This is a genomic window from Streptosporangium amethystogenes (assembly GCF_000721075.1).
Classification (GTDB): domain Bacteria; phylum Actinomycetota; class Actinomycetes; order Streptosporangiales; family Streptosporangiaceae; genus Streptosporangium; species Streptosporangium amethystogenes.
Window position 1 is genome coordinate 39369 of sequence record NZ_JOEQ01000020.1, and the last position, 12625, is coordinate 51993.

At 69.4% G+C, this 12625-nt stretch carries 12 protein-coding genes; 7 read left to right on the forward strand and 5 right to left on the reverse strand.

Annotation, left to right across the window (positions count from 1 at the left end):
* Positions 1-18: 18 nt before the first annotated feature.
* The gene (locus IG98_RS52000) at positions 19-657 is read left to right on the forward strand and encodes a hypothetical protein (RefSeq protein WP_169750180.1); all 639 of its coding nucleotides are present in this window, start codon (positions 19-21) and stop codon (positions 655-657) included.
* A gap of 66 nt (positions 658-723) precedes the next feature.
* On the opposite strand, the gene IG98_RS0126100 is transcribed toward IG98_RS52000, so the two are convergent.
* Positions 724-2787 carry a PhoX family protein gene (locus IG98_RS0126100; protein WP_425428092.1) on the reverse strand — a complete coding sequence of 688 codons (2064 nt, stop codon included), beginning with the start codon at positions 2785-2787 and terminating at the stop codon, positions 724-726.
* Positions 2788-2954: 167 nt separating this feature from the next.
* On the opposite strand from IG98_RS0126100, the gene IG98_RS0126105 reads away from it, so the two are divergent.
* Positions 2955-3410 (forward strand): sterol carrier family protein, encoded by a 456-nt coding sequence (locus IG98_RS0126105; protein WP_051752914.1) that lies wholly within the window; start codon positions 2955-2957, stop codon positions 3408-3410.
* Positions 3411-3448: 38 nt separating this feature from the next.
* Here IG98_RS0126105 and IG98_RS47340 read toward each other — a convergent pair whose 3' ends face one another.
* A complete protein-coding gene (locus IG98_RS47340; RefSeq protein WP_157594522.1) occupies positions 3449-4432 on the reverse strand; it encodes a DUF4190 domain-containing protein in 984 nt (327 codons plus the stop codon).
* A gap of 160 nt (positions 4433-4592) precedes the next feature.
* On the opposite strand from IG98_RS47340, the gene purF reads away from it, so the two are divergent.
* Both purF and purM read left to right on the forward strand, forming a co-directional pair.
* Positions 4593-6038 (forward strand): amidophosphoribosyltransferase, encoded by a 1446-nt coding sequence (gene purF, locus IG98_RS0126115; protein ID WP_051752918.1) that lies wholly within the window; start codon positions 4593-4595, stop codon positions 6036-6038.
* Between the two features lie 43 nt (positions 6039-6081).
* Entirely contained in the window at positions 6082-7107 is a 1026-nt protein-coding gene (purM, locus tag IG98_RS0126120) for a phosphoribosylformylglycinamidine cyclo-ligase (RefSeq protein ID WP_030917474.1), read from the forward strand.
* Between the two features lie 177 nt (positions 7108-7284).
* Here the strand turns inward: purM and IG98_RS0126125 are convergent, their stop codons facing one another.
* Positions 7285-7518 carry a DUF3073 domain-containing protein gene (locus IG98_RS0126125; RefSeq protein ID WP_030917477.1) on the reverse strand — a complete coding sequence of 78 codons (234 nt, stop codon included), beginning with the start codon at positions 7516-7518 and terminating at the stop codon, positions 7285-7287.
* 150 nt (positions 7519-7668) lie between these two features.
* Positions 7669-8772, reverse strand: coding sequence for a Glu/Leu/Phe/Val family dehydrogenase (locus IG98_RS0126130; RefSeq protein ID WP_030917480.1), 1104 nt, complete (start codon positions 8770-8772; stop codon positions 7669-7671).
* 287 nt (positions 8773-9059) lie between these two features.
* Between IG98_RS0126130 and IG98_RS0126135 the strand changes: the two genes are divergently transcribed.
* Positions 9060-9917 carry a DUF8083 family protein gene (locus IG98_RS0126135; protein ID WP_030917483.1) on the forward strand — a complete coding sequence of 286 codons (858 nt, stop codon included), beginning with the start codon at positions 9060-9062 and terminating at the stop codon, positions 9915-9917.
* A gap of 318 nt (positions 9918-10235) precedes the next feature.
* Positions 10236-10439 (forward strand): developmental transcriptional regulator BldC, encoded by a 204-nt coding sequence (gene bldC, locus IG98_RS0126140; RefSeq protein ID WP_013133571.1) that lies wholly within the window; start codon positions 10236-10238, stop codon positions 10437-10439.
* A gap of 154 nt (positions 10440-10593) precedes the next feature.
* Here bldC and IG98_RS0126145 read toward each other — a convergent pair whose 3' ends face one another.
* Entirely contained in the window at positions 10594-11283 is a 690-nt protein-coding gene (locus IG98_RS0126145) for a TetR/AcrR family transcriptional regulator (protein ID WP_030917487.1), read from the reverse strand.
* A 240-nt stretch (positions 11284-11523) separates the two neighbouring features.
* Between IG98_RS0126145 and IG98_RS0126150 the strand changes: the two genes are divergently transcribed.
* Positions 11524-12504 carry a LacI family DNA-binding transcriptional regulator gene (locus IG98_RS0126150; RefSeq protein WP_051752919.1) on the forward strand — a complete coding sequence of 327 codons (981 nt, stop codon included), beginning with the start codon at positions 11524-11526 and terminating at the stop codon, positions 12502-12504.
* Positions 12505-12625: the final 121 nt, after the last annotated feature.

The window sequence follows — 12625 nt, forward strand, 5'->3', positions numbered from 1 at the left end:
GTTCGGCAGGAGGAGCACATGCGTTCCATCACACGGATCGGGATGGTCACCGCGCTCATGATGAGTCCGGGCGTTCCGATCGAACCGGATGCCGTCCCCACAGCCACGCCCACGCCCACCCCCAGCGCCACGGCGACATCCACTCCCACCCCCACACCCACACCCACCCCCACGGCCACCCCCAGCGTCACGGCGACATCCAGTGCCACCTCCAACACCACGGCCACCGTTATCACCAAAAACCACCAGACAGTTACAATTCCCCCCATAAATGGCAGAAACACCATTCCCAAGGAGCTGAAGAACGTCCCGTCGCTCCGCGTCCTGCCCCCGTGGCCCCGGCAGGCCAGCCACGTCCGGATATTCGTGCACTGCCCTTCCTCGTCGAACCACGCGATCGTCGGCTCCACCGCGTTCACCCTGAAGGGGTCGAGCCGTCTCTACCGGGAGATCGGAATGGGACTCTCCAAGAGGGGACTGATGCACCACAGCGCGTCCATCTCCTACTACGCCCTGCCCGGACCCCACGGGGCCTGCCTGAAGTGCGTGAAGATCACGATGAACAAGCAGACCCGCATCAGGCGGATCCGGGTGACCGGCCGGGCCTTCGCCCCGCTCTACGTACGAAGGTTCAGCATCTGGCAGTTCTTCGACTGACGACCCACCGCCGACCGGGTGTCGCCAACGGGCCCGGCTCTGCCCTGAGCCACCAGGAGGCGGAGGTCAAGAGCCGATCTTGCCACCCCTCGCGTGCCAGGCGACCACGACGGACGGGCGGGGCTGGGAGGTGCCGCCGTCCGGCCAGTGGCTGCTGGGAGCCTCGGGGGTGGCGCCGTTGGTCTCGCCGGGGTGTTGCACGGCCACGAAGACGCTGCGCTGGTCCGCGCTGACCAGCGGGCCGCAGGTCTCCGCGCCGACCGGCACGCTCAGGAACTGCTTGAGGTGGCCGCGCTCGGAACCGCGGACCGGCATGACGAACAGGCCGTCGTTGGCACCGAGCCGGCTGCCGTCCGTGGAGATCCAGAGGTCGCCGTCGGCGTCGAAGGCCACGTTGTCCGGACAGGAGATCGCCGAGACCTTGGTCTTGTCGAACCCGGCGAAGTAGGTCGCGGGGTCGTTCGGGTCACCGCAGACCAGCGGCAGGGACCAGGCGAAGGTCGTGGCCCCGGCATCGTTCCGCCGCTCCACGATCTCCAGGATGTGGCCGTGCTTGTTGGCCGGGCGCGGGTTGACCTCGTCCACCTGGGCCGGAGTCCGGTTGGTGTTGTTGGTCAGCGCCACGTAGACGCCACCGGTGACGGGGTTGCGCTCCACGTCCTCTGGGCGGTCCATCTTGGTCGCCCCGACCTTGTCGGCCGCCACCCGGGTGTAGACGAGCACCTCCGCGGCCGTCATCCCCGGCACGTGCGAGACGTCACCGGTGACCAGCGGGATCCACTCGCCCGAGCCGTCGAACTGCCCGTCGGCCGGGAGCCTGCCGGTGCCGTCGATCTCGGTGGCGGGGCTGTCTCCGGTGAATCTGGCCACGTACAGCGTGCCGTCGTCCAGCAGGTCCCGGTTGTTCCGGTCGAAGCCGGGAATGTAGCGCTTCCTGGAGACGAACTTGTAGACGTACTCGAACCGGGAGTCGTCCCCCATGTAGGCCACCACCCGGCCGTCGGCGGCCAGGGAGGTGGTGGCGCCCTCGTGGGCCAGTCTGCCCAGGGCGGTGCGCTTGATCGGGGTGGAGTCCGGATCGAACGGGTCGATCTCCACGATCCAACCGGTACGGTTGATCTCGTTCGGGTGTTTCGCCAGGTCGAACCGGTCCTCGACCCGATCGAACCTGCGGTTTCCGCTCGGGATGCCCGTCGTGGCGCTCACCCCGTACCGGGTGAGGTAGGGCTTCTGCGCCTCGGGCACCCCGTTGCCGTTGACGAAGTACTGGTTGAAGTTCTCCTCACCGCTGAGCACCGTGCCCCACGGCGTGGTGCCGCCCGCGCAGTTGTTCAGCATGCCGACCGGTGTGGTGCCCCTCGGGTCGGCCGCGGTCTTCAGCAGGTCGCTGCCGGCCGCCGGGCCGGTGAACCTCATCTGGGTCTGCACGGTGATGCGACGGTTGTAGCGACGGGAGCCCTTGGTCACCAGCCTCCACTGGCCGGAGGCGCCCACCCGCTCGACCTCGACCACCGAGCCGCCGTGCGCGGCCATCGCGATCCTGATCTGCTCCTCCGTCGCGGCGGTGCCGTCCGTGTAACCGCGGAACATCAGGTTCTCGTCGGTGTACTCGTGGTTGACCCAGAGCAGGCCACGGTGCTGCCCCAACTGGAAGAGCGTCACGTAGTCGCAGTTGTAGCCGAACTGCCCGGCCTGCGCGGCGGCCGTCTGGTTCTCGAAGTCGAACGCCGGAGCGCCGGGCAGCACCGGATCACCCCAGCCCACCACGACCGCCGACAGGTAGCCCGCGGGGACCGTCACCCTGTCGTCGGTGTTCGGCGCGATGGCGGTGAAGCGCGAACCGCCCTTCCTGCCGGGGGCCTTCGCCCCCCGGTCCGGATCGGCGACGGCCGGGATCGCCGTACCGACCCCCACCCCGGCGACGACGGCGCCCAGGGCGCCCGCGCGCAGCACCCCGCGCCGGGTCATCGCCTCGGCGACCACGTCGCCGAAGTAGGTGTTGTCACTGGTGTTCGTCACATCGTGGGCGCACTGGTCACCGCAACGGAACCGGCAGGTGAGCGCGCTGCGGCCACCCTTGTGAGGGCTCATGAGCAGGGGCAGCAGGCGGCGCGGCGACATGTTCGCCACAGGGGCCTCCAAAAAGGGGTGGGGTCTTACCGCCCGGACGCTACGTGCGCCGGCCGAACCCGAGGTGAACGATACTCGCCGGGACGGTGAACCGTTCTTCGGCGATCATCGGAACAGCACGGCTCGGTGGTGTCCCGTCGTCGGGGCGACCCGCTCCGGCGGGCATCATGGAGGGCGTGCCGCCTTACAAACCCGACCCCGCCAAGGTTCACGCCGCCCTCGACACCCAGCTGAGCTCCCTCGACGAGCCGCCCTACGACGGTCCCACCGGGGTCGCGGCGCTGCTGGACGCCTGCGTGAGCGTGGTGCTGCGAGCCTTCGAGCGCGAGATCCGCCCGGAACGGGAGATCACCCGCTTCGCCGTACGGCACCTGCTGGACAGGCTGGCGACGGCCGCTCCCGGCCGGACCGTCGAGGTCCGGGTCCCGCCCTACGCGGCGGTGCAGTGCGTGGCAGGCCCCCGGCACACCCGGGGCACCCCGCCCAACGTGGTGGAGACCGACGCGCGCACCTGGCTGGACCTGGCCACCGGCCGTCTGACCTGGTCCGCGGCGATGGCCGCCGGTAAGGTCGCGGCGAGCGGAGCCCGCGCCGACCTGGCGGAGCACCTGCCTCTGCGATAGCCCTCGCCGTTCCCCGGCGCGAGTCTCCCCGCCACGCCTCAAGGAGTCGGCCGGAGCCGAACGCCGAACCTGTCCTCGATGCAGCGCTGCTGCAGCTCCGGTGGCAGGCTGGCGCAGTCACCGATCTTGCTGTAGAGCCAGCTCAGGAACACCGCGGCGATGATCAGAGTGAGGACGCTCAGCACGATGCCTACCCAGGCCCTGCCCGGGGCGGACTTCTTGACGAGCGCGACGATGCCGACGATCAGACCGACGATCGCCACCAGCACGCCGAGGCCGCAGGCGACGAGCGACACGATGGCCACGATCCCGAGCACGAGCGCGGCGGTGCCGAGCCCGTCGCTCTGCCTACGCCCCTCACCCGGGTACGCCGGGTAAGGCGCTGCGCCCGGATAGACGGGTGCGCCAGGCGGCGGGTACGGCGGCGGCTGGTAGGGACCCACCGCGCCCTGAGGCGGCTGGTAGGGACCCGCCGCGGGCGGCGGCTGCGAGCCGGGACCTCCGTAGGGCTGCCCGGCCTGCTGGGCCTCCCCGTATCTCGGCTGTTCCCCGTAGCCGGGCCGGCCCGAATAGTCCGGCTGGGGAGTGCCGGGGGTGGGCTCGGTGGACCGGGGCTGGGCCGCGGGTTCCTCGGTGGGCTCAGGCGGTTCGTAGCGCGAGGGCTGTGCGGGACCGGGCCGGTCAGGACCGCCCTGAGCCTCCGAGGCGCCCTCCCAGCCGGGATACGCGGCGGGCGTGGCACCGGGCACGGGGTGGGGCGGCCGTTCCTCCGGCGAGGGGACTTCCCGCTCCCGCTCACCGGACTCCGGTGTCTCGTCCCCCTGCGGGGCGTCCGGATCACCGGCCTGGTCAGGCGGGGGGACCTCCGGCGCGACCGGCGTGTCCGGATGCGGCGGCACCCTCGGCTCCTCGGGAACGGGGGACGGCACCTCACCGGGGTCGGGTACGGGCGACTCGGGATCCGGCTCCTGCCACGGCTCCCGCCGCGGGTCGGGCTGGTTCGGGTCCACAGGTGTTGTCACGTCTATTCTCCCGACGCTTGGGCATGCCGGATACCTCACACTCCCCTGTCGCCCGCCGACGAAACAGGCTGACACGGCAAAACACCGATGATCGTTCGGTCAGGGTGCGACATGCCACGGAACGGACCCTAGGTGCGAGCAGGGAAGAAGCCGACCTAGAATGAAGCATGTGTTGAAGGGCGACGGCCATCTGAGCCATGACCTTGACCCCCACGACCGGCCTCCGAAGGACGCATGTGGCGTCTTCGGGGTCTGGGCTCCTGGGGAGGAAGTCTCCAAACTTACCTACTACGGACTGTACGCGTTACAGCACCGCGGTCAGGAGTCCGCGGGCATCGCGGTCAGCGAGGGCAGCAGGATCCTCGTCTACAAGGACATGGGACTGGTCTCCCAGGTCTTCGACGAGTCCGTGCTCGGCACCCTCCGCGGCCACCTGGCGATCGGTCACTGCCGCTACTCGACGACCGGGTCGAGCGTCTGGGAGAACGCGCAGCCGACGCTGAGCTCGACCGAGGGTGGCGGGCTCGCGCTCGCCCACAACGGAAACCTGATCAACACCCCGGTGCTGGCCAGGCGTCTGGCCCCGGGTTCCACCCGGGCGACCACCGACACCGAAGTGCTGACGTCGCTGCTGGCCCAGGATCGCACCCAGTCCATCGACGACGCGGCCGCCGAACTTCTTCCGCAGGTCAGGGGCGCCTACTCGCTCGTCTTCATGGACGAGCGGACGCTTTACGCGGCCCGTGACCCCCAGGGCGTCCGCCCGCTGGTCCTGGGGCGCCTGGAGCGCGGCTGGGTGGTCGCCTCCGAGACCGCGGCCCTGGACATCGTGGGCGCCACATTCGTCCGCGAGATCGAACCGGGTGAGCTGATCACCATCGACGAGCGCGGCGTGCGCTCGCGGAAGTTCGCGCTCGCCGAACCCAAGGGCTGCCTGTTCGAGTACGTCTACCTGGCCCGTCCGGACACCACGATCGCCGGGCGCGGCGTGCAGACCACACGCGTCGAGATCGGCCGCATGCTGGCCCGCGAGCACCCGGTCGAGGCCGACCTGGTCATCCCCACGCCCGAGTCGGGCACCCCCGCCGCCGTCGGCTACGCCGAGGAGAGCGGGATCCCGTACGGCCAGGGCCTGGTCAAGAACTCCTATGTGGGCCGAACCTTCATCCAGCCGTCCCAGACGATCCGCCAGCTGGGCATCCGCCTGAAGCTCAACCCGCTGAAGGAGGTCGTCGCCGGCAAGCGCCTGGTCGTCGTGGACGACTCGATCGTCCGGGGCAACACCCAGCGGGCGATCGTCAAGATGCTGCGCGAGGCGGGCGCCGGGGAGGTGCACGTCCGGATCTCCTCCCCGCCGGTCAGCTGGCCGTGCTTCTACGGCATCGACTTCGCCACCCGGGCCGAGCTGATCGCCGGTTCGCTCAGTGTGGAGGAGATCCGCGCCTCGCTCGGCGCCGACTCGCTCGGATACATCTCGCTGGAGGGCCTGACCAAGGCCACCACGATCCCCGCCGACCGGCTCTGCCGCGCCTGCTTCGACGGTGACTACCCGATCCCGATCGACCAGGACAACGTGGGCAAATACGTGCTGGAGGCCAAGCATTGAGCAGGTCAGGCAGTCAGACCGCCCAGCCGACGAGAGAGGCTCCATGACCAGCTACGCGGCCGCAGGAGTGGACATCGACGCGGGTGAGCGCGCCGTCGAGCTGATGAGGTCGAAGGTCGCGCGGGCCCGGCGGCCCGAGGTCGTGGACGACGCCAGCGGCTTCGCCGGCCTCTTCGACGCCTCGGCCCTGCTGTCGTACCGGCGGCCGCTGCTCACCACGTCGACCGACGGCGTCGGCACCAAGGTCATGCTGGCCCAGCGGCTGGGCAAGCACGACACGATCGGCCTCGACCTGGTCGGCATGGTCGTGGACGACCTGGTGGTCTGCGGCGCCGAGCCGCTGTTCATGACCGACTACATCGCCTGCGGCAAGGTCGTTCCCGAGCGGATCGCCGAGATCGTGGGCGGCATCGCCGAGGGCTGCCGCCTGGCGGGCTGCGCCCTCATCGGCGGGGAGACCGCCGAGCACCCCGGAGCCATGGGCGCCGACGAGTACGACCTCGCGGGCGCCGCCACCGGCGTGGTGGAGGCCGACCGGATGCTCGGCCGGGACAGGGTCCGCGAGGGCGACGTGGTCCTCGCGCTGGCCTCCTCCGGCGTGCACTCCAACGGCTACTCGCTGGTCCGGCACATCATCGACCGGGCCGGGCTGTCGCTGGAGGCCGAGCTTCCCGAACTGGGCCGGACGCTGGGCGAGGAGTTGCTGGAGCCGACCAGGATCTACTCACTCGACTGCCTGGAGCTGGCCCGCACGGTCGATGTCCACGCGTACGCGCACATCACGGGCGGCGGCCTGGCGAGCAACCTGGCCCGTTCGCTGCCCGATGGGCTGGACGCGCTGCTCGACCGCTCGTCATGGACCCCGCCCGCCGTCTTCGAGGTGCTCGCCGGACACGGCCAGGTGGCTCAGGCCGACATGGACCGCACGTTCAACCTGGGTGTGGGCATGGCCGCGATCGTCGCCGCGGAGGCCGTGCGGCCCGCCCTGGCGCTGCTCGGCGAGCGTGACCTTCCGGCCTGGGTGCTCGGCGAGATCGTCGAGGGCTCCGGTCAGGCGCGTTTCCGATGACCCGATGGACTTTCCCCGCCCCGGCCCGGGGCGGGGAAAGTCCCGGGTGAGTCGAGTACCACGAAAAGCGCCCCGGACCACCGGAGCGCCGCATATTGTCGACTCCCAGCGAGAAGGACACCTGGCGGCTCTGTGCTCACCGCCGGGTGCCCCGCTCACCGTCAAACCGAAATCCGCCTAGCGGCGCCCGGATGTCCCGTCGTCGCGGTCATCCTTGGAGCCGAAGTCATCGGCGTAATCGGCGTACCGATCCGCCAGCTCGTCGTAGGCGTCGTTGGAGTCGTCGTTGTGGTTGGAGTCGTCTCTGACTCCGAGCTCGTCGCGAAGACGCTCAAGATCAGTGCCACCGCTGTTGTACTTCAGCTGGCGAGCAACCTTGACCTGCTTGGCCTTTGCTCGGCCGCGCCCCATTGGCTCGACCCCCTCGTGTGGGGTCGTGCCCGACCCCTCGTCGCTAACGCACCACGCACTGACGCCACCTGACTTGAGGCGCCAGCTCTCGTTCGCCTACAACCGTACCCGTTTTACGCCCGGCTCGGTACGTCGTATGGGCGTGTGGGGCTAGTGGCCCAGCCAAATGCCCCTAATTCGCCCGACTTCTGACATTCTTCGCTCAGCCAGCCTATCGGCTGCGACAGCCGGAGGGACACCGTCCTCCGCCGCGGTGGAGAAGATCTTAAGAGTCGTGTCGTAGATCTGGGTGGCCTTTGCCCGCGCCCGGTCCATGTTGAACCCGGCGATCTCGTCCGCGACCTGGATCACACCGCCGGAGTTGACCAGGTAGTCGGGCGCGTAGAGGACTCCCCGGTCGGCGAGTTGCTTCTCCACGCCGGGATGGGCCAGCTGGTTGTTGGCCCCGCCGCAGACGATCGTGGCGCGCAGGCGGGCCACCGTCTCGTCGTCCAGCGCCCCGCCGAGGGAGCACGGCGCGTAGACGTCGATGTCGGATCCGGTGAGCTCCAGCCGGTCGGCGACCACCTCCACCCGCGGGTGGCTCCGCAGCAGCCGCGCCACGGCCGCCTCGCTCACGTCGCAGACCACGACCTCGGCGCCGTCCTCGACCAGGTGGCCGACCAGGCGGTGGCCGACCTTGCCCACACCCTCGACACCGACGCGCCTGCCGCGCAGCGTCGGCGTGCCGTAGGTGTACTCGGCGGCGGCCCGCATGCCCTGGAAAACGCCGTACGCGGTCAGGATCGACGAGTCCCCGGCTCCGCCGTTGGCCGGCGTGCGGCCGGTCACGTAGGAGCTCTCGCGGGCCACGACGTCCATGTCCTCGCTGTAGGTGCCGACGTCGCACGCGGTGTAGTAGCGGCCCCCGAGTGACTGGACGAACCGGCCGTAGGCGCGCAGCAGCGCCTCGCTCTTGTCCTTCGCCGGGTCGCCGATGATGACGGCCTTGCCGCCACCGAGGTCGAGTCCCGCCAGGGCGTTCTTGTAGGCCATCGCCCGTGAGAGATTGAGCACGTCCGCCAGCGCGGCCTGCTCGCTCTCGTAGGGATAGAACCTGGTGCCGCCCAGGCCTGGGCCCAGGGCCGTGTTGTGGATGGCGATGATGGCCCGCAGGCCACTGCGCTCGTCGGAGCAGAAAACGACCTGCTCGTGCCTGTTCTGGCCGGTTACCGGGCCCGCGTCCTTGTGGGACAGCCCGAAGACGTCGGTCACTGTGGTGACTCCCAGTCGTTCGTTCCCGCCGCTCCGTCGCGGCGGAGATCACCTTCAGCGTAACCACAAGCCCACAGCGGGACGACTCACGCGAAGGTCTCATCACGTTTGACCAGGGGGCCGCCGGATCCGCCCGGCGGGTGCGTCGCCTCGCCGTGGCCGCCGTGGTTCCCGCGTTCGAGACGGTCCGGCCCTCGGGGCGGAGGAGTCACCCGGCCGCCGGGACCACGGCCACGAAAGCCGGTCCGGTACGGACAGCGGCCCGTCGTTCGTGACACGATGCGGACGTGCTGCCCTACGCCGCGTACCTCCGCGTCTACGAGCCACTGGTCGCGTTCACCCCTGCGGAGCGCGCCTCGTGGGCCGCCTACGCCGAGGCGGCCGACCGACCGCGCCGAGCCGGCGCCCTGCACGCCGAGCACGGCGAGGCGGTGCGGCGCCTCCTGGGGATCCCACCGACCCCGGCACCCGCCCAGGAGAGCCCCAACGCCTATCTGAGGCGCGTGGAGGAGGTCCTGTACGTCTGCCCATGGCAGAGCAGGTTGAGGTCGTGGCTGGCCTTCTCACGCTTCCGCGGGTCGACCCCGCCCAAGCTGATGGAGCGGTTCGTCCCACCCGCCGTCGCGGCGCAGACCGCCGACGACTTCGACCGGTTCAAGCGCCGTACCGACTCGGCCGCGCTGCGCACGCACATCCGTGGCTCCACCTGGCACGTTCCGACCTCGTGGTTCGTCCCCTTCGACGGCAACGAGCGCTGGCTGGTCATCGACGGCGACGGGAGCCAGGGGGGCACGACCACCACTCGCAATCTGATCTACGTCACCTCCATGGCCCATGCCAGGCGCCGCAGCGCCCGTGCCCTGCAGATCATCAGGAGACAGGTCGGCGAGGTCTCGATCACCGCCGAGGTCGAGGACGTGGCGCGCTGGCTGGAGGAGTTCCACCCGCATTCGCTGGTCGAGCTCGACTACGGCGGCATCGTCAACCTCATGGACGACGAGACGCTCCAGGCCGACGAGTCCGTGGCGGAGCTCGCGGCGGCGCTGACAGGTCTGGAAAAAGGCGAGGAAGAACTGGCGTTCGCCATGTACCAGCGCGTCATCCTCCGCTGGCGATCAATACAACTTCTCGAATCAGCAAACTGACTCGCAAATCATCCCTTCGACCTGCGTAAGTAGGTCCGTCGATGACCGGGGATGCACCTACGAACTGAGTAGTTTGCCGTTTTCACTGCGATACCACGAAACGTGTCGCTAGAATCACCGAGCGTGACAACAACACGTGCACAAGAGAGATGAGTCACTCAAAGACTCGCCAATCGCTCTACGTGGCTGTATGGTCACATCGGGTGATGCCGTATATGGCCCAAACTGCCGCACGCAATGGCCATAGGCGGACATCCGTGACAAGCGTCAAGTCGCAGGATCGCTGTCGCCGGTCCACATGGAGGAGAGGCCGCACAAATGTCAGCTCGTACACCCGAGGCAGAGCCGCTGCTCACCCCGGCGGAGGTCGCAACCATGTTCCGCGTCGATCCCAAGACCGTGACCCGGTGGGCGAAGGCGGGCAAGTTGACGTCCATCCGCACCCTGGGTGGACACCGCCGGTACCGGGAGACCGAGGTTCGCGCGCTGCTCGCGGGGATTCCGCAGCAGCGCTCAGAGTAAGACGGGGGCCGTCACTGACCTAGGGGGATTGGTGCGCGCTCACCCTGTGAGCGCGTAGGCCACACAGGTTTATGGGGAGCGGCGTCGCCCGCCCGGCGCCGCCCCAGCCACATGCCCGATGCCTTTATGCCCGATGGCTTTCCCGGACCCTGGATCAGTTCGCCTGCTCCCGGGTCAGGTTGTCCAGCAACTCGCCGAGCTGCGGGTCGTGCTTGGACGCCACGCCGAGCAGCGCCACCATGTGGTCGACCAGCATGCGCTCCAGGGCCGGCCGCTCGATGTCGCGGTGCTCCAGCCAGTCGAGGCCCGCGGTCTCGACGGAGGCGATCCAGGAACGCAGCGTGATGCGGAGCGCGGGGCCGGGCTCCTCGACCCGCATCTGCTTCATGATCAGTATGAACAGCCGGTTCCTGACCGAGTCGACGATCTCCCCGATGTCGCCGCTGCGGTTGGCGGGACCCCCCCTGAGCAATGCGGCGAAACCCGCCGCGTGCTCCTCCACGAAGTCGAAGTATCGGGTGAGCCCGCCGGCCAGCTCGTCCAGCGGGCGGCCGTCCTCGTGGGGCTTGAGCCTTGCCTCCAACTGGGCCGCGGCGCTTTTCAGCGCGGCGACGTAGAGCTCCTGCTTGCCGCCGAAGTAGTGGTAGACCAGAGCCCGCGACGCGCCGGCCGCGGAGGCCACGTCATCGATCGACACGTCTTCCGCGTCCCGCCTGCTGAACAGCTCCAGGGCCGCCGCCATGAGCTCCTCACGACGCCGGTCCACGCTGAGCCTGCGCCGCGCCGGCCGCGCGTCACCCGCCACAGGTTTCGCCTGTTCGGCGGCTCCGGATGTCGAACCCACACCGTGAAGACTATCGGAGTCGGTACGCACGAGGTTGAGGTCAAGATCGGAGTTCCCTACCCAGGAGGCCGTACCCCATTCGGAACTCGATCGTTTTGAGTGACAGGTGCCCATCCACCATCGCGGGGGAGAGCCATGTCAGGACCGCCGGTCAACACCACCGTCACCCGAGCCCGCGGGTTCGCCGAGCCCGTCTTATCCGACGGCTGCGGACCACGCCCGAGACCCACGATCCGCAATGTGGCCGAACGCGCCGGTGTCTCCAAATCACTGGTCTCGCTCGTCCTGCGCGGATCACCACACGTCAGCGAGCATCGCAGGCAGGCCGTGCTCCAGGCGGCCAGAGACCTCGGCTACCGGCCCAACGCGGTCGCGCGCAGCCTGGTCGAGGGCCGTACCCACCTGGTCGGGGCGCTCGTCGCCGACCTGCACAACCCGTTCTACGCCGAGTTCCTGGACGGCCTGCAGGAGAGCCTGCACGGCGACGGGCTGAGGCTCCTCATCGGCAACAGCCAGTGGGACCCCGCCTTCGAGGACGAGGCGGTCGAGGCGTTCCTCGAACTGCGCGTCGACGGGCTCGTCCTGCTCGGCATCGCGCCCACCAGCGGGACGCTCATCGAGGCCACCGGCTACACGCCCACGGTCGTGGTGGGCGAGCGCGACATCGACCTCGGCGGCGTGGACATCGTCGTCGACGACGACCAACTCGGCGCCCGCCTGGCCGTCGACCACCTCGTGGAGCTCGGCCACCGCCGAATCGCCCACATAGAGGCCTCGGGCATCTCCTCCGGGCGCTTCCGGTGCGAGGGTTACCTGGTCGCGATGCGCAGGCACTCCCTGGCCCCGTACATCATGGTCGAGGAGGGGGCCTCCAGCGAGGAGGGCGGCGCGCGGGCCGCGCACAGCCTGCTCACCCGCGATCCCCGGCCCACAGCGATCTTCGCCGCCAACGACCTGGTGGCCATGGGCGTGCTCTCCGCGGCCGCCGAACTGGGCCTGCGGGTTCCCGAGGACCTGTCGGTGGTCGGGTACGACAACATCCACCGTGCCGGGACCCAGCCGATCTCGCTGACCACCGTGGACCAGCCCCGCCGCGCCATGGGCCGTTCCGCGGCCGCGCTGCTGAACGACCGGATCGGCGACCCCGGCAAGGCCTCACGCCTGCGCCAGGTCGCGCCGCAGCTGGTCGTACGGAACAGCACGAGTTCCACCGAGCGCTGAAGCGCCTGCCTGGAGCGTTACAGGACGCCCAGGCAGGCTTCATCAACTCCCCAAAATCAGGTCAACATCGCGAACGCCGGTGTGCCGCCGGTGTTGACTCTGGCCGAGACGAGGGGGGTAA